Here is a 15847-nt window from a genome sequence, read left to right on the forward strand (position 1 = left end):
TTCGCATCCATTCATTCATTTTGGCATTAAATATGACCAGCGGTCATATGTCTATCCAAAGTTTTTACGGTAATCTTCACGCGATTGACGAATAACCTCATGCGCTACCTCGCGTCCATATACGTCATCGATATCCACGGCTGGCGAAGTCGTTTCACCTGGCAACATCTTATAGGTCCAGAAATAGTGACGCAAGCGTTGAACGATATCCTTCGGAGCATCCGAAATATCACGCCATTTGCCGTAAATCGGATCATCTTTCAATACCGCGATAATTTTATCATCTGCCTCTCCCTTATCGATCATTCGAATTCCACCAATCGGAATCGCTTGACATAAAATATCTCCATGCGTGATTGCACGCTCTGAAAGCACCAAAATATCCAATGGATCTCCATCGCCTTGCATAATATCCTTACCTGAATATTTACGAGCTAACTCAGCAATACCATCAGCACAATATGTTTGAGGCAAAAAGCCATATAAAGCAGGAACGATGTTAGAGAATTTTTGAGGACGATCAATCTTCAAATATCCGGTTTGTTTATCAATTTCATATTTGACCGTATCAGTCGGTACGATCTCAATAAATGCAGTTACTTGTTCAGGCATTTGGTCTCCAATTTGGATACCGTGCCAAGGATGTGCTTTAAAAAAGTTACGATTCATATTTTTATCTTGTATAAAAAAACAACTTAGGTTTCATAATCTTCGCAAATTACAAAAAAATAAGGAAACCAAAGGACTCCATTCGCTTTTAAAAATTCCACATTTTCCCGTTTTTTCGTTAAATTTGCCGTTTGATTTTTAATAGACAATGATATATCCCATCATCCCTTACGGCGACCCAGTCTTGCGCAAAGTGGCTAAGCCTGTTGATTTCGGTTCCCTTGATTTAGTCAAGCTTTCGGAAGACATGTTTGAAACCATGTATGCCGCTAGTGGTGTCGGCTTGGCCGCACCTCAAATCGGCATGGACATCCGCTTATTCGTCGTAGACGGTAGACCCATGAATGAGGGTGAGGAGGAAGAGGATATTGACCCATCCTTAATCGATTTCAAAAAGGTATTTGTGAATGCAACCATCTTGGATGAAACGGGTGAAGAATGGGGATTTGAGGAAGGTTGTTTGTCGATTCCAGGCATTCGGGGTGAAGTATTCAGACCCGAATATGTGAAAATCCATTACTGGACAGAAAAAGGAGAAGAAAGAACCGATGTGTTTGAAGGATTTGCTGCGCGCATCATCCAACATGAATATGATCACATTGAAGGGATTTTATTTACAGATCACCTCAATGTTGTCAAAAAACGCATGATCAAAAACAAGTTAAGTGACATTACCCGCGGGAAGGTTTCTGTGGATTATAAAATGAAGTTATCCCGCTAATTCAGCAATATGAAGATTTCGATTAATTGGTTACGTGATTTTATTGATTTGGCTCGTTTACCCCTACAAGGTCAAGCGGAAGAGCTCGATGTATTATTAACAAATACAGGTCTAGAGGTGGAGGGCATCGAAGCACACGAAAAAATCCCTGGCGGATTACGTGGTTTCGTGGTAGGAGAAGTAGTAACCTGCGAAAAATTTGAAGTAAAAGAAAAAACGCTCAGCTTAACGACCGTTGACGCTGGACTCGATGAAAACTTAACCATCGTATGCGGGGCAGCGAATGTAGCAGCAGGCCAAAAAGTAATTGTCGCAACACCGGGTACAATCTTTTACGATAACACAGGTAAAGCCTTATTTACGATTGAAAAACGCAAAGTTTATGGCCAGCCGTCAGAGGGCATGATTTGTGCGGAAGACGAAATCGGAATCGGAACATCGCATGATGGCATCTTGATCTTAGACACAACATTACCCAACGGAACTCCCGCAGCGCAATATTTCCAAATCGACTCAGACCTTGTTTTGGAAATCGGCCTTACGCCAAACCGCGCGGACGCCGCTTCCCATTGGGGCGTTGCACGCGATATTAAAGCAGTAAGTGGCATCGAGGTAAAACTACCCGATGTATCAGGTTTTAAGGTTGCGAATAACGCATTCCCAATCGACGTTAAAATTCAAGACAAAGGCTGTACACGTTTTTGCGGTCTGACGATAGATGGCGTTCAAGTTGCTCCTTCCCCATCATGGCTACAAGAGCGCTTATCGGCCATCGGTCTACGTCCCATCAATAACATTGTGGATGTGACGAATTACATCTGTCATGGTTTAGGCCAACCGATGCACGCGTATGATTGGAATCAATTACGTGGTGGTAAATTGATCGTTGACCAAGCAAAAGCCGGAACGAAATTCACCACATTGGATGGTACAGAAAGAACTTTGTCTGGCGAAGAAATCATGATTTGTGATGCTGAGGGGCCGATTGGCTTAGCAGGTGTCATGGGGGGCGCAGATTCATCGATTCAAGATTCAACGACACGTATCTATTTAGAGGTTGCGTATTTTAAACCTGAACGCATCCGTAAAGCTGCACAAATTCACAGTTTAAAAACGGATGCTTCGTTCCGTTTTGAGCGTGGAACAGACATTGAAGCGAAAGCCTTTGCCATTCAATATGCCGCACTTTTAATTCAAGGGATAGCAGGTGGACAAATCAGTTCTGATTTAGTTGACATTTACCTCGAAAAGCCTGAATTAGCGGAAATCAAGATGACCTATGCGCGCATCAAGCAGCTCATCGGTATTGAAATCGGCGCGGAACGTATCCAAGAGATATTAATCGCCTTGGATTTTGATTTGAAAAATAAGTCGGCAGATGGCTTTACCGCCATTGCTCCCGCCTACCGCGTGGATGTCACACGTGAAGCAGATATTATCGAAGAAATTTTACGTATTCATGGATTGGACAACATTCCGTTGTCAGAGAATCTAAGCGCGAAATTTATCTCGGAATTCCCTGCATTGGATAAAGAGAAAGTTCAATTGAGCATTGGACAAAGCTTAGCAGCCAAAGGTTTCCAAGAAATCATCAGCAACTCACTTACAAAAGGCGAATACCATAGCTTAATTGCCAAAGATCTAACATTCGATACGGTCGAAATATTAAACCGTTTATCGGAAGATTTAGGTGTGATGCGTCAACATTTGGTGTTCCACGGCTTAGAGGTATTGGCGCATAACATCAATCGCCGACAAAAAGACTTGAAGCTTTTCGAATTCGGAAAGACTTACCATAAAAAAGGTGAAAAATTCATCGAAAAACGTCATTTGGCGCTTTATACTTCTGGACTATCGGAAGGAGAAACGTGGTCACATGCGCCGCAAAAGAGCCAATTACATCAAATGTATTCGCAAGTCATTGCGACCATGAAGCAACTGGGCGTCGCGCAATTTGACACAAGGGTCATCGAACAATCGCAGGTATATGCGTATGGTTTAACGATTACAGTCAATAAGAAGTCTGTTGTTTCCTTGGGAATGGTGCATCCGAAATTAGCTCAAAAACTCGATGTGAAGCAAGAAGTCTTCATGGCAGATTTTGACTGGGATTTCTGGGTGAAGCAAGAGAAAGGCAATTTTGTCTATCAAGAGATTTCGAAGTTCCCAGAGGTACGCCGCGATTTATCGTTGGTGTTAGACCAAACTGTCAGCTTGCAAGCGATTCAACGCGTAGCCGAACAAACGGAAAAAAATCTATTGAAAAATGTATCTGTATTTGACGTGTATGTAGGCAAGAACCTGGGCGAAGGAAAGAAATCCTATTCGGTTTCGTTCACCTTACAAGATGAGACACAAACACTGACAGATAAGGTGATTGATGCGACGATGGATCGATTGATCGCGCGCTTTGAGAAGGAATTGGGAGCCTTGATTCGTAAATAGAATCAAGGCTTTGCCAAATTTATCGTTTGAACATGTTTCCTATGTTCGGCATTTTCATTTTACCATCTTGCACTTTGTTCATCATGCGCATCATTTTACGCATGTCTTCAAATTGCTTCAATAAGCCGTTGACTTGTTGGATCGATGTACCCGAACCAGCAGCGATGCGGTTCTTGCGCGTCGGATTTAAGATATCTGGGTTTTGACGCTCTGCCAACGTCATGGATTGAATGATTGCTTCGATCGGCTTGAATGAATCATTCGAAATATCCACATCTTTTACGGCCTGCCCCATGCCGGGAACCATGCCCATCAAATCCTTGATGTTACCCATCTTCTTGATTTGCTGCAATTGTGCGTAGAAATCTTCGAATGAGAAATTATTTTGACGAATTTTCTTATTTAAACGAGCAGCTTCATCCTCATCAAAGGCTTGTTGCGCACGTTCCACCAAGGAAAGTACGTCACCCATGCCCAAAATACGATTTGCCATCCGGTCTGGGTAGAACAAATCCAAGGCTTCCATTTTCTCACCCGTGGAGATAAACTTAATGGGCTTATCAACAACTTGACGAATCGAAAGGGCTGCCCCACCTCGTGAATCACCGTCTAATTTAGTTAAGACAACGCCATCGAAATTCAAACGATCGTTGAAGGTCTTCGCTGTATTCACCGCATCTTGACCCGTCATGGAATCCACAACAAACAAAATCTCGGTAGGACGAATTGCTTCTTTCACCGCAGCAATCTCATTCATCATCGCCTCATCAACTGCCAAACGACCGGCCGTATCGACAATCACGACTTTCTTACCCATTTTACGGGCATATGACAAGGCGTTTTGTGCGATGGAAACGGCGTCCTTATTTTCAGGCTCTGCGTAAACTTCTACGTCTACTTGCTCGCCCAATACTTTCAATTGGTCAATCGCAGCGGGGCGGTAGATATCACAGGCTACCAACAAAACATTTCTGCCTCCTTTTTTAATATGTTGGGCTAATTTACCTGAAAACGTCGTCTTACCTGAACCTTGCAAACCCGCGATTAAAACAACAGCAGGATCACCTTTGAGGTTAATATCTTGTTTGGTTCCACCCATTAATTGGGTCAACTCCTCCTGAACGATCTTAACTAATAATTGGCCTGGTTCAACGGCGATCAAGATTTTCTGGCCCATGGCCTGATCCTTGATACGATCGGTGATTTCTTTGGCAACTTTATAGTTAACATCGGCATCCATTAACGCCCGTCGAATTTCTTTGACAGTCGCGGCTACGTTCACATCGGTGATGCGGCCGTTACCTTTGAGGGTACGCATGGCGGTACTTAACTTGGAACTTAAATTTTCAAACATAGTATGATAAAAAAGGAATGCAATTTAAGCAATTTGAAGCAAATTCTTAATCAAAAATAATCGTCTTATTCTGGTGCATGAATACACGATCCTCGAAAACCATCTTCAAGGCATTGGCTAGGACAATCTTTTCTACATCCTTTCCTGCTTTAGCCATCTCTTTGGCCGAAAAAGTATGATTCACCGCCACGACATCTTGGCAAATGATGGGACCTTCATCCAGATCATCCGTTACAAAATGAGCGGTAGCACCAATAATCTTTACACCGCGATCAAAGGCTTGTTGGTAAGGCTTCGCCCCCACAAACGCTGGTAAAAACGAGTGATGAATATTTATCATACGACCTAAATACTTGGCAGAAAAGGCAGGCGTTAGGATGCGCATGTATTTGGCTAACACGATATAATCCGGGGCATAGGTATCAATTTGAGCCTCGACAAGTTTTTCATGGGCTTCTCGAGACAGACCATCCGCGCTAATGAGATGAAAAGGCATTTGGAATTGGTCACATAAACCAGCTAATGTCGTATGATTACCAATGACCGCTTCAATTCGAAATGGGAGATCCTGAAATTGTGAACGAATTAATAAATCGCCTAAGCAATGATGCTCTTTGGTTACTAATAAGACGACGCGTTTTAATGCGGGCGGAATGATTTCAACCTGGGCATTTTGCGGTAAGACGGCAAAAAGTTCAGCTTGAAGCGCATTAATTTCACAGTTCCCTACATAAGAAATGCGCATAAAAAACTGATTAAATGCCTCATCCACAAATTCATTGGTGCGTGTGACATTTAATAATTTATCGTATAAAATGCCTGTGATTTTGTGCACGAGACCTTTTTCATCCTGACAGGCAATCTTAATAACCGTTTCCATAAAAAATATTGAGTCAATCCTTCAAATTTACCCCAAAATCGTGAATAAAAAAGAATTCCTTATTTACCTTTGCAAGATTAATCGTGCCTAAGCCCGATAATTAGAAAGCTTATAAACAATCTGTATCAAAATGGAAAAAATTAAAGTGGCCAACCCGGTCGTTGAGCTTGATGGAGACGAAATGACTCGCATCATTTGGAAATTTATCAAAGACAAATTGATCTTACCTTACGTGGATGTTGATATCAAATACTACGATTTAGGTGTAGAGTATCGCGATGAAACAAATGACCAAGTAACGATTGAGGCAGCTGAAGCCATCAAGAAATACGGAGTAGGTATCAAATGTGCGACTATCACACCTGATGAGGCACGTGTAAAAGAATTCGATTTGAAGCAAATGTGGAAATCACCCAATGGTACGATTCGTAACATTTTGGATGGAACCGTTTTCCGTGAGCCAATCGTTTGTTCAAATGTACCACGTTTAGTACCTAACTGGACAGCACCTATTATGATTGGTCGTCACGCATTCGGAGATCAATATAGAGCTACGGATTTCGTAACAAAAGGAAAAGGTAAGTTGACGGTAACATTCACACCAGAAGAAGGTGGCGAAGCACAAACATTTGAAGTATATAACTTTAAGGGTGATGGCGTTGCGTTAACGATGTATAACACAGATGAATCCATCAAAGGATTTGCACACTCATGCTTTAACATGGCATTGAGCAAAGGATGGCCATTATACCTTTCTACCAAGAACACAATCTTGAAGAAATACGATGGTCGATTCAAGGATATCTTTGAAGAAATCTACCAAGCAGATTACAAGGCGAAATTTGAGGCTGCGGGAATCGTTTACGAGCACCGTTTAATCGATGATATGGTTGCATCTGCATTGAAATGGAATGGAAATTTCGTCTGGGCATGTAAAAACTATGATGGAGACGTTCAGTCGGATACCGTTGCACAAGGTTTCGGTTCATTGGGCTTGATGACTTCTGTTTTAATTACACCAGATGGAAAGGTTATGGAAGCTGAGGCTGCGCACGGAACGGTAACACGTCACTACCGTGATCACCAAGCCGGAAAACCTACATCTACGAATCCAATTGCATCCATTTTTGCTTGGACACGTGGATTAGAATTCCGTGGTAAATTAGACAATAATGCGGCATTGATTAACTTCTGCCAAACATTGGAAAAAGTTTGTGTTGAGACAGTAGAATCAGGTAAAATGACCAAAGATTTAGCTGTATGTATTCACGGTAACAAAGTGAATCACGGAGAGCACTACTTGTACACAGAAGAGTTCTTAGAAGCGTTGGATACCAACTTGAAAGTAGCGTTAGCTTAAGCTTTAAGTCAATTATAAAAAAGCCATCCGTCGAAAGACAGATGGCTTTTTTTATGATTAGCGATAATCGACTACGATTGTTTTGTATAATAATTCAGTCCCATTCGTTGGCTGAATGGTCAACTTGTAAATGGCAGGAGAAAGACCGCTGACATTGATAACGAAAGCAATCGAATTATCGATGACACCGTGCAACATTTCGCGACCATCAAGGCCGTAAAGCACATACTTAGCACCTACTAAATCATATTTCGACTGAATAAATAATTCTTTGGAAGCAGGATTTGGATAAGCTACGACGCCGTTTCCTGCTGGTAGTTCGTAATTGATTTGATTTGAAAAATCAGAGGTACACGTTGGTCCTTTCGGATAAATGTAGGAAAACTTAGCCTGGTAAAGTCCTGACTGCTTAACATGCAGATTTATCGCATCTGAAGCGACTGGCAGCTTATTTCCGTTAAAAAACCAGGAATAACTTACACCTGTCACACGTGGACCTGTGGTCAGGTAGAAAGGCGACATGGTACTAATTTGAGGATTGGCTGGCAAAGGATAAACTTGGGTAGTTATCGCTTTGGATTCCGGAGAAAAACAGCCTAATTCGTCATACGTTTTCGCTGTAAATAAGCCTGTTTTTGAAACGGTAATATCTTGTGTGGTTGCCCCTGTATTCCAAACATAAGAAATCTTTCCTCCTGTCGCTGATAATTTCACCGAGGCATTTGAACAAAATAAGGTGTCTGAATTTGCTAAAATAGAAGGTGCTTTGGGCAATTTTAATTTCTTGAACTCAATGATTGGGATACTAAACTCCCGACCTAATGAATCAAATAAGTTGGCTTGATAAATACCATAACCTACATTATTATTCTTAAGCGCATCGACACGAACGACACCGTCTAGATCCGTCCAATCTCCACGAATAAAGTCACCCGTGATTTTTTTGATGACCAATGAATTATCAGGCCCACAAGCCGTTTCAATCTTAGGCATATCCCGATAGCTCAAATGTTTCATCCCATTTACGATTGCATCGTCAATGCTTTTGAACCATGCGGAACCGAGGAATGGGAAACCCACTGGTGAAAAATGCACACAATCATAATAAGGCAAGGCAGGATTACGCGGCACTTCAATATCATCGGTATTGGGGCCCTCAAAAACCTGGCTTATTGCTGGATCATGTGCTATGCGCCTTTGGGCGGCACGAATTTCTGGACTTAAAATCACTGTAGCACTATCGCAGCCCCCTCCTCGAGTCGCCTGAGCAACAATCCAAGGTATTGATTGATTTGCGTCTTTTCTTGAGAAATCAATTAGCTCTTCCAGGTAATTATAATATTCATCTTGGGTCATATTAACCCGCGCGTCGGTTTCACCTTGGTGCCACAAAACAGCACGAAAACCCATTTTTTGACCGTAAACCTCCAATGAACGCTTGAAACTTCGGTAAGGAAAATACAGTTCATAATTGACTGCAAGATTCCAGGGATTAGGAGAAGGAACGCCTCGCGCACTTTCAACCCAGTTTCTGATTGATGAACCACCCCAACCCGTATTAATAAAACATACAGGCACATTGTATTTTTTTACTAAGGTATCTCCCACTGCGGGCCAATAATGCAATGAAAGGCCATTGGGACCTATTGTTGAAAATGAATTCATTTGGCTGAATACACCTAAAGGATAATTCAACCCAAAATTCCCAATATAAAAATGTGTTTGACTGTTATTATACTCCGGAAAATGAGCATAAAAATTGGAACAGTTAACCCGATCATCTTCTGCACCTATTTCGATTGGCATACGAAAAGTTCCTTGCGCATTTGATTGACCCGCAATCAAGAAATTTTCACCCACTCCTACCCGGTTTAACTCCGTGGAATCGATCAACTTATCACCTTGAAACGAACGAACTTTCATTCGATACCATCCTCCAGTTACGACAACCTTGCCCTGGTAAATACCTGCATTGGGATTTGAATCAAGCAGCACCCAATCAATCAATTTCCCTTGCCCTTCCTTGACTGGGACAAATGAAACCTGAACCTTATCAGCTGCTTCCGTGCAGTTTCCTAATACAGAGATGGTCGCCTCATTCTTATCATTACGCTGAAAAATTTGACGATTACGCGGAAATGCAACGAACATTTGAGCATTCGCCAAATTTGTAAGTAATATCCCAATACATAAAATCAGTACGCGCATACTTGGTTTAAATGATGACAAATTTACGAAAAAAGTCGTATCGGAAAACCAATACGACTTCAATACTTACTGAACGTTAACCAAATTACTCTCCTACTACAGAAAATGCAATTTTGTGTTTCACATCCTTGTGTAAATCCAAGGTAGCTGTGTAATCACCAGTCGTTTTAACCTCTGAATCAAAAGAAATTTTCTTACGATCTACATCGAATCCTTTCTCTTTCAACATCTCAGAAATTTGTAAACTTGTTACACGTCCAAAGATTTTACCGCTATCTCCTGCTTTTGCAGCGATAGTCAATGCCATTTCGCCGATTGATGCAGCTAAATCAAACGCATCTTGACGGATTTTCTCCACTTTGTGCGCTGCTTGCTTAATGTTCTCAGCTAATACTTTACGATTGGATGGAGTCGCCATCACAGCAAATCCTTGTGGGATTAAGTAATTACGACCGTAACCAGCTTTCACCGCTACTACATCGTTCTTATATCCTAACCCAGCAATATCCGTTTTTAATATAATTTCCATCTTATTTTACAATCAAATGTTTATCAGGTTACCCCAGTTTATTTCAAACCATCTGCCACATATGGCATCAAGGCTAAGTGACGTGAACGCTTAATTGCTTGCGCCACACGACGTTGGAATTTCAAAGAAGTTCCAGTAATACGACGTGGTAAAATTTTACCTTGCTCGTTTACCAACTTCAATAAATAATCTGGGTTTTTGTAATCAATATATTGAATGCCAGCTTTCTTAAAACGGCAATACTTCTTGCGACTACTATTTTTATCTACAGGTTCGTTAACTAATGTCATCTTATGCTTCTGTTTTTTCTGGTTTTCTACCTACTAAACCTTTTCTCTTTTTCTCGTTGTATAATACTGCGTGCTTATCAAGTGCAGTAGTCAAGAAACGAATTACTTTTTCATCGCGCTTGTATTCAAGCTCTAATTTCGCGATTAACTGAGGATCCGCTGCAAATTCAAAGATTTGATAGAATCCTGTGTGCTTGTTTTGGATTGGGTAAGCCAACTTGCGTAAGCCCCAAGCATCGTCATGAACGATTTGAGCACCATTATCTACCAATAATTTTTTGAATTTTTCAACGGCGTCCTTTGTCTGTTGCTCAGACAAAACGGGAGTTAAAATGAACACCGTCTCGTAGTTTTTTAATTGCATACAAAATTGTTGTTTAAAAACTTAAAAAAAATTTGGATTGCAAAAGTATGAATAATACTTAATAATCAAAAACTTAGCCAAAAATAAATTGAAATTAACGCACCTCGAATGTGCCAAGGCCAATTAAAAATCCTTCCGAATAGAGCTCGATTTCGTGCTTACCTTCCCGGTAGGCCGTTGAACGTGCGTAAATAAATTCCACCGACTGGTGATTATTCTCGTAAAATATGCGCTGCTTAGCAGTATAAACTAACTCTTTCCCCTTAAACATCACGGTTCCAGAACCTAAGGCATAGTCGGAAAGGGTATTTCCCGTCGGCTCAATGATGCGTAAATAAATGGTCTTAATTTCACGCGTAGCCAAAGGGTTATTTTGTAAATGGAAAATGACCCGTATTTTATCAATTCGTTTCGCTTTCTGCACCCCCGTTTCTTTCCCACGTGTCGAAATAGCATATACGTTGACACCTTCAGCCCGTAATGCGGCTGCAACTGTTACCTTCTCCGTTAATTCCTGATTCCGCACTTCCAAAACCCGCGAACGCTCACTCAATTCTTTTTTCTCAATCCCAAAAGTCGCACTGGAATCCCGCAACGCCTTTTGAACGTTCGTTAATCCGTCTTGCAATAATTTGGCTTCCCGACTTAATGAATCATTCCGAGCGATTAAGACTACATTTTCCCGACGAAGCTTTTTGATTTCTTGATCCTTCAACCCCAAAAGACGGAGGTAGTAAGCTAATTTCTTTTGGAAGGCTGCCTGTCCCATCTCGGGATGTTCCGCCAATTCTTTTTGATCTCCTTCAATTTGCAAACGGGCCTTTTCAAGTTCATTCACTCGGCCTCCTAAGCGTTTGATTTGAACCATACGCACTTGCAATTGCTGCGAAACCGAATCCAAACGCGCTTGCGCATCTTCCACAAAATCTTCTTGCCCTTGCTCCAAAGCCCAAAAATTAGGCTGGTATTTCTCGATGTAAAGCACCCCTGCCAAAAGAAACACCAAAACGGTCAGTAGATAGACCAGGCGCTCCAATCGCTTTTCTCGAGAACTCATCGAATCTGATTGCATTGTTGTATAAATAATTGATGTGGACTTTCGTACCGCACCGCAGAATCAAAAATAATAAATTAATTTTACATCACAATTTTTTTCCGAACCGATGTCCATAGCACAACAAATCGCCAAAATTCAATTAGAATTAACACCTTATGCAAGTAAATTAATCGTTGTGACTAAAACACGATCAATCGACGAATTGTTATCGGTGCATACATGCGGTACGCTAGATTTTGGTGAAAACCGTGTCCAAGAGATGGTTGAAAAACAAGCCCAACTACCCCAAGATATCCGTTGGCATCAAATTGGCCACCTTCAAACGAATAAAGTTAAATACATCGCACCTTTCGTTCACCTCATCCATTCGGTTGATTCTTGGAGTTTGTTAGCGGAAATCAATAAACAAGCAGCAAAAAATAACCGTGTCATTCCCTGCTTATTGCAAATGTACATCGCACAGGAGGATACCAAATTTGGCTTAGACAAGCAGGAGGCAATCGACATACTTCAAAATCCCGCTTTGACTCAACTCGAGAACATTCAAATTGTCGGACTCATGGGCATGGCGTCTTTTACATCAGATACGGACCAAATCCGACAGGAATTCAAGCTTTTAAAAGGCCTATTCGAGCACTTTAAATCTCAGCAAACGGGCGTTGGTTCTGGCCGAGTGGCTTGGAATGAAATCTCGATGGGCATGTCGGGGGACTATTTACTCGCTGCACAAGAAGGTTCCACCATGGTTCGCGTAGGTTCTGCAATCTTTGGCCCAAGGGCATAAAAAAAACCCCCAAAAGGAGGCTTTCAATACTATCAAAGGAAGTTTAACGTGTCAAGGACATCACTTCAAATTCCAAATGCCCAGCAGGCGCTTGAATTTGAGCTAATTCCCCAACCTTCTTTCCTAATAATCCTTTTCCGAACGGAGACGAAACAGAAATCTTACCCGCACGTAAATCCGCCTCTTCCTCAGAAACAATCGTGTATTTAACTGTAGCGTTGTTTTTCGTGTTACGTATTTCAACAATGGAATAAATCGAAACTTTTGACAGATCAATTGTCGATTCGTCTAATACACGCGCGTTTGAAACCACCGCTTCCAATTTAGAAATCTTAAGTTCTAAAAGACCTTGGGCATCTTTTGCGGCATCGTATTCGGCATTTTCACTTAAATCTCCTTTGTCACGCGCCTCAGCAATTTGCTTGGCCATGTCAGAACGCCCCTGAATCTTCAATTGATGTAATTCAGCCTTTAGTTTGTCGAGCGCCTCAGCGGTATAATATTGAAAATTTGCCATAAGCTATGAAATGTTAGTGCCTGTGTTAAAAAACAAAATAGAACGGCCTCCGACCGTTCTACTTAAATTATTTGTAGTTTTGTTTCGGATTCGGAACTAAAATAAATGTTGCTTTGCTAACACAAAATCAGTTTTCGTAAGCCACAAAGGTAAACAAAAAATGTTTTACAATAACCAAAAAACATTTTCACCTAGCCCCCCACAAATATGCGTATTGTTTTTTTTGGCACCCCCGATTTTGCCGTTGCAAGCCTTGAAGCCCTCATTCAAGCGAATTTCAATGTCGTAGCTGTCGTTACGGCGCCCGACAAACCAGCGGGAAGAGGCCAACAACTACAATCCTCGGCCGTTAAACAATATGCCGAGACGCAGGGACTACCGGTTTTACAACCCATTAAGCTAAAAGATCCCGCATTTGCGGAGGAATTAAGGTTATATAAGCCTGACCTACAAGTCATCGTCGCTTTTCGCATGCTACCAGAAGTAGTTTGGAACTTGCCGCCTATGGGCACGTTTAATTTACATGGATCCTTGCTCCCCAACTACCGAGGAGCGGCTCCCATTCATTGGGCAGTTATCAACGGTGAAACAGAAACAGGTGTCACGACCTTTTTCTTGCAGCATGAGATTGACACGGGCGATTTACTTTTCCAAGAAACGGAACCTATCCACCCAGATGACACGACGGGAGATGTATATGAGCGTTTAATGAAACGCGGTGCTAAATTGGTCGTAAAGACGGCAGAAGCGATTCAAGCTGGAACGACAAATCCCGTCCCACAAGATGAAACCGCGGCCATGAGGCCTGCACCCAAGTTAACACGTGCAACCGGTGAAGTCCATTGGTCCAAAAGCGGAGCTGAAATCTATAATTTGGTTCGTGGGATGTATCCTTTCCCGGGCTCTCACACTACATTCCAAGGTAAAAATTGCAAACTCATTCAGGTTAAATTCCATCCAGAATCAATTCCCGACTTAGGCATTGGCATTTGGGATACTGACCAAAAAACCTTTTTACGTGTAGGTTGCCAGGATGGATACATTGAAATCTTAGAATGGCAAATGGAGGGCAAAAAACGAATGAAGATTGACGAATTTTTACGCGGCTATAATTTTAATTTTTAGTCACATAGGCCCATCGGCCAAGGGAGTAATAATAACCATTGCCCTGGTAAGGTTTGATAAAAACCCGATTTTGAGTCGTATTCACTTCGACGCGTGCAGCATCAACTGCCGACTGATTTGCATTCGGCAGGATGGCTTGTTGGCAAGCACATACCTTCCCCGCTTTTAGGCGATTTAAGGTTATCAATAACGCTTCGGTATCAAGGACCTTATCGACACGCAAGGCATTTTTCCGATATACGGCTTCGTAATGATCGCGGTACTTCTCAAATTCAAAAGCCAATTCAGGATATTTCGCCACCAAGGCAGCACTATTTTTAAATCGCTGAATGTGACCTGGGTCTGGGAAACCAACAAAATCACCTCCCCAATAGATCCCTAAATCCTTCGCCATTTGGCCCATGCGTTCATACCGTGGCGACCGACGTAAATAGCGCCGACGGGCATAAAGACCAACATCAGCGGCCAAATTAAAATTATGAAAAGAGAGTAAAACTTGCGATCGCCCGCTACGATTCAATTGTTGTTGCCGCTGCAAGTTCCGAACAGCTTGTAGGTAGCGCATGGACCAGCGAAGCGCTGAGACCTTGGCCAACAAGCTATCTTTTTGAATGGCAAAATACTTCGTTTCCGCTTGCAACACAGTTGAATAAATTGAATCCAAGGCCGGATAAGTTGACTGTAAACTCGCTAAATACCGTAAACTAGTTGAATCTGTATAAATGAGCTGATTCCCATTTAAAACCACTTGCAAATTTGTCGCGGCTCCATGATGGCGCAAAGTGTCACGCTGGCGGTACATCCACAATAAATCTTGTTGATTAACTAGACTTACTTGTTGGGGCTGGCACACCAATCGCAACGAATCGACTTGCGCGTTGATGGTAAAACAGCAAAAAAAGAAAATTATGCCAACGAATAAACGCATTACTGCAATGGAATTACGAGCTCTTCGCCACGCATCGTAACGTCCTCTTTTTTATGGTTGGCATCCATCAAAGCTTTCTTCGAGATATGGTATTTCTCCGCAACGACACGCAACACATCTCCTTTTCCTACGATATGAATGGCTTGAACTTTCACTTTTACCCTTGAACCGCCCTTTACTCCAGCTGGGTTCATTGCTTTCAATTGATCGACAGTTAAGCCAAAATGTTTCGCAATGGTTTCTGCAGATTCTCCTGGATCGGCTTGGTAGGTAAACGATTTGCCCGAGGGCTCTTCTACCGCAACTTCAGGTACCTTCTCCGCTTCTGCCTCTTTCTTTTGTTGGTCTAAATCAACCGCATCCTGATCGACCGACGTCGTATCCGTTGAGGTCGTATCCCGTATAACGGTGGACGAGACGATATCTTCCATCGGCAATTCGTCCTCGTCTACTTGTACTTTCTCTGCCTTAGCTAGGCTACTCGTTTCGGGTCCTAGAAAATGCTCATAACCCACGAATAATAAGGCAACTACAGTTCCGATTAATACGAACAAAGTAACTAAAGGCAGATTCGAAGATTCGCTTTCTTTCATAAAAGAGAAAGGGTTTTTCATGT

16 protein-coding genes are annotated in these 15847 nt (G+C 42.0%); 5 read left to right on the top strand and 11 right to left on the bottom strand.

What is annotated here, in order from left to right; all coding sequences use genetic code 11:
- Positions 1-51 precede the first annotated feature (51 nt).
- Positions 52-669 (bottom strand): inorganic pyrophosphatase, encoded by a 618-nt coding sequence (locus tag PQG45_RS10000; protein WP_315576969.1) that lies wholly within the window; start codon positions 667-669, stop codon positions 52-54.
- Between the two features lie 148 nt (positions 670-817).
- Here PQG45_RS10000 and def point away from each other — a divergent pair, with 148 nt between their 5' ends.
- Positions 818-1390: a peptide deformylase gene (gene def / locus PQG45_RS10005; protein WP_315576967.1), complete on the top strand. Its 573-nt coding sequence runs from the start codon at positions 818-820 to the stop codon at positions 1388-1390.
- A gap of 9 nt (positions 1391-1399) precedes the next feature.
- Positions 1400-3835: a phenylalanine--tRNA ligase subunit beta gene (gene pheT / locus PQG45_RS10010; protein ID WP_316070804.1), complete on the top strand. Its 2436-nt coding sequence runs from the start codon at positions 1400-1402 to the stop codon at positions 3833-3835.
- 19 nt (positions 3836-3854) lie between these two features.
- Here the strand turns inward: pheT and ffh are convergent, their stop codons facing one another.
- Together ffh and purU are read right to left on the bottom strand one after the other, a co-directional pair.
- Positions 3855-5189 carry a signal recognition particle protein gene (gene ffh, locus PQG45_RS10015; RefSeq protein WP_315576963.1) on the bottom strand — a complete coding sequence of 445 codons (1335 nt, stop codon included), beginning with the start codon at positions 5187-5189 and terminating at the stop codon, positions 3855-3857.
- A gap of 46 nt (positions 5190-5235) precedes the next feature.
- Positions 5236-6069 (bottom strand): formyltetrahydrofolate deformylase, encoded by an 834-nt coding sequence (gene purU, locus PQG45_RS10020; protein WP_315576961.1) that lies wholly within the window; start codon positions 6067-6069, stop codon positions 5236-5238.
- Positions 6070-6199: 130 nt separating this feature from the next.
- Here purU and PQG45_RS10025 point away from each other — a divergent pair, with 130 nt between their 5' ends.
- The gene (locus PQG45_RS10025) at positions 6200-7429 is read left to right on the top strand and encodes an isocitrate dehydrogenase (NADP(+)) (RefSeq protein WP_315576959.1); all 1230 of its coding nucleotides are present in this window, start codon (positions 6200-6202) and stop codon (positions 7427-7429) included.
- 57 nt (positions 7430-7486) lie between these two features.
- Here the strand turns inward: PQG45_RS10025 and PQG45_RS10030 are convergent, their stop codons facing one another.
- The 5 genes from PQG45_RS10030 to PQG45_RS10050 form a co-directional block, all read right to left on the bottom strand.
- A complete protein-coding gene (locus tag PQG45_RS10030) occupies positions 7487-9637 on the bottom strand; it encodes a sialate O-acetylesterase (RefSeq protein ID WP_315576957.1) in 2151 nt (716 codons plus the stop codon).
- Between the two features lie 85 nt (positions 9638-9722).
- Positions 9723-10166, bottom strand: coding sequence for a 50S ribosomal protein L9 (gene rplI / locus PQG45_RS10035; RefSeq protein WP_315576955.1), 444 nt, complete (start codon positions 10164-10166; stop codon positions 9723-9725).
- A 38-nt stretch (positions 10167-10204) separates the two neighbouring features.
- Positions 10205-10456: a 30S ribosomal protein S18 gene (gene rpsR, locus PQG45_RS10040; protein ID WP_315576953.1), complete on the bottom strand. Its 252-nt coding sequence runs from the start codon at positions 10454-10456 to the stop codon at positions 10205-10207.
- 1 nt (position 10457) lies between these two features.
- Positions 10458-10820, bottom strand: coding sequence for a 30S ribosomal protein S6 (gene rpsF, locus PQG45_RS10045; RefSeq protein ID WP_315576951.1), 363 nt, complete (start codon positions 10818-10820; stop codon positions 10458-10460).
- 94 nt (positions 10821-10914) lie between these two features.
- A complete protein-coding gene (locus PQG45_RS10050; protein ID WP_315576949.1) occupies positions 10915-11892 on the bottom strand; it encodes a hypothetical protein in 978 nt (325 codons plus the stop codon).
- Between the two features lie 91 nt (positions 11893-11983).
- Here PQG45_RS10050 and PQG45_RS10055 point away from each other — a divergent pair, with 91 nt between their 5' ends.
- Positions 11984-12661 (top strand): YggS family pyridoxal phosphate-dependent enzyme, encoded by a 678-nt coding sequence (locus PQG45_RS10055; protein WP_315576947.1) that lies wholly within the window; start codon positions 11984-11986, stop codon positions 12659-12661.
- A 43-nt stretch (positions 12662-12704) separates the two neighbouring features.
- Here PQG45_RS10055 and greA read toward each other — a convergent pair whose 3' ends face one another.
- On the bottom strand, positions 12705-13178 hold the full coding sequence (greA, locus tag PQG45_RS10060; protein WP_315576946.1) for a transcription elongation factor GreA: 474 nt from the start codon (positions 13176-13178) through the stop codon (positions 12705-12707).
- A 207-nt stretch (positions 13179-13385) separates the two neighbouring features.
- Between greA and fmt the strand changes: the two genes are divergently transcribed.
- On the top strand, positions 13386-14303 hold the full coding sequence (gene fmt / locus PQG45_RS10065) for a methionyl-tRNA formyltransferase (RefSeq protein WP_315576944.1): 918 nt from the start codon (positions 13386-13388) through the stop codon (positions 14301-14303).
- Here fmt and PQG45_RS10070 read toward each other — a convergent pair.
- Positions 14293-15231, bottom strand: coding sequence for a M15 family metallopeptidase (locus PQG45_RS10070; RefSeq protein ID WP_315576942.1), 939 nt, complete (start codon positions 15229-15231; stop codon positions 14293-14295). The genes fmt and PQG45_RS10070 overlap by 11 nt on opposite strands.
- Positions 15231-15845: a LysM peptidoglycan-binding domain-containing protein gene (locus PQG45_RS10075; RefSeq protein ID WP_315576940.1), complete on the bottom strand. Its 615-nt coding sequence runs from the start codon at positions 15843-15845 to the stop codon at positions 15231-15233. The genes PQG45_RS10070 and PQG45_RS10075 overlap by 1 nt, the downstream gene beginning before the upstream one ends.
- Between the last annotated feature and the right edge of the window lie 2 nt (positions 15846-15847).

The sequence above is a fragment of the Aquirufa regiilacus genome (genome assembly GCF_032470275.1).
GTDB lineage: Bacteria > Bacteroidota > Bacteroidia > Cytophagales > Spirosomataceae > Aquirufa > Aquirufa regiilacus.

What these genes read in the sequence shown, in the direction of transcription:
- ffh (WP_315576963.1), bottom strand. Translation starts at nt 5,189, where the DNA reads ATGTTTGAAAATTTAAGTTCCAAGTTAAGTACCGCCATGCGTACCCTC.
- PQG45_RS10075 (WP_315576940.1), bottom strand. Translation starts at nt 15,845, where the DNA reads ATGAAAAACCCTTTCTCTTTTATGAAAGAAAGCGAATCTTCGAATCTG.
- PQG45_RS10070 (WP_315576942.1), bottom strand. Translation starts at nt 15,231, where the DNA reads ATGCGTTTATTCGTTGGCATAATTTTCTTTTTTTGCTGTTTTACCATC.
- PQG45_RS10000 (WP_315576969.1), bottom strand. Translation starts at nt 669, where the DNA reads ATGAATCGTAACTTTTTTAAAGCACATCCTTGGCACGGTATCCAAATT.
- PQG45_RS10050 (WP_315576949.1), bottom strand. Translation starts at nt 11,892, where the DNA reads ATGCAATCAGATTCGATGAGTTCTCGAGAAAAGCGATTGGAGCGCCTG.
- rplI (WP_315576955.1), bottom strand. Translation starts at nt 10,166, where the DNA reads ATGGAAATTATATTAAAAACGGATATTGCTGGGTTAGGATATAAGAAC.
- def (WP_315576967.1), top strand. Translation starts at nt 818, where the DNA reads ATGATATATCCCATCATCCCTTACGGCGACCCAGTCTTGCGCAAAGTG.
- PQG45_RS10030 (WP_315576957.1), bottom strand. Translation starts at nt 9,637, where the DNA reads ATGCGCGTACTGATTTTATGTATTGGGATATTACTTACAAATTTGGCG.
- PQG45_RS10055 (WP_315576947.1), top strand. Translation starts at nt 11,984, where the DNA reads ATGTCCATAGCACAACAAATCGCCAAAATTCAATTAGAATTAACACCT.
- pheT (WP_316070804.1), top strand. Translation starts at nt 1,400, where the DNA reads ATGAAGATTTCGATTAATTGGTTACGTGATTTTATTGATTTGGCTCGT.
- greA (WP_315576946.1), bottom strand. Translation starts at nt 13,178, where the DNA reads ATGGCAAATTTTCAATATTATACCGCTGAGGCGCTCGACAAACTAAAG.
- fmt (WP_315576944.1), top strand. Translation starts at nt 13,386, where the DNA reads ATGCGTATTGTTTTTTTTGGCACCCCCGATTTTGCCGTTGCAAGCCTT.
- rpsF (WP_315576951.1), bottom strand. Translation starts at nt 10,820, where the DNA reads ATGCAATTAAAAAACTACGAGACGGTGTTCATTTTAACTCCCGTTTTG.
- PQG45_RS10025 (WP_315576959.1), top strand. Translation starts at nt 6,200, where the DNA reads ATGGAAAAAATTAAAGTGGCCAACCCGGTCGTTGAGCTTGATGGAGAC.
- purU (WP_315576961.1), bottom strand. Translation starts at nt 6,069, where the DNA reads ATGGAAACGGTTATTAAGATTGCCTGTCAGGATGAAAAAGGTCTCGTG.
- rpsR (WP_315576953.1), bottom strand. Translation starts at nt 10,456, where the DNA reads ATGACATTAGTTAACGAACCTGTAGATAAAAATAGTAGTCGCAAGAAG.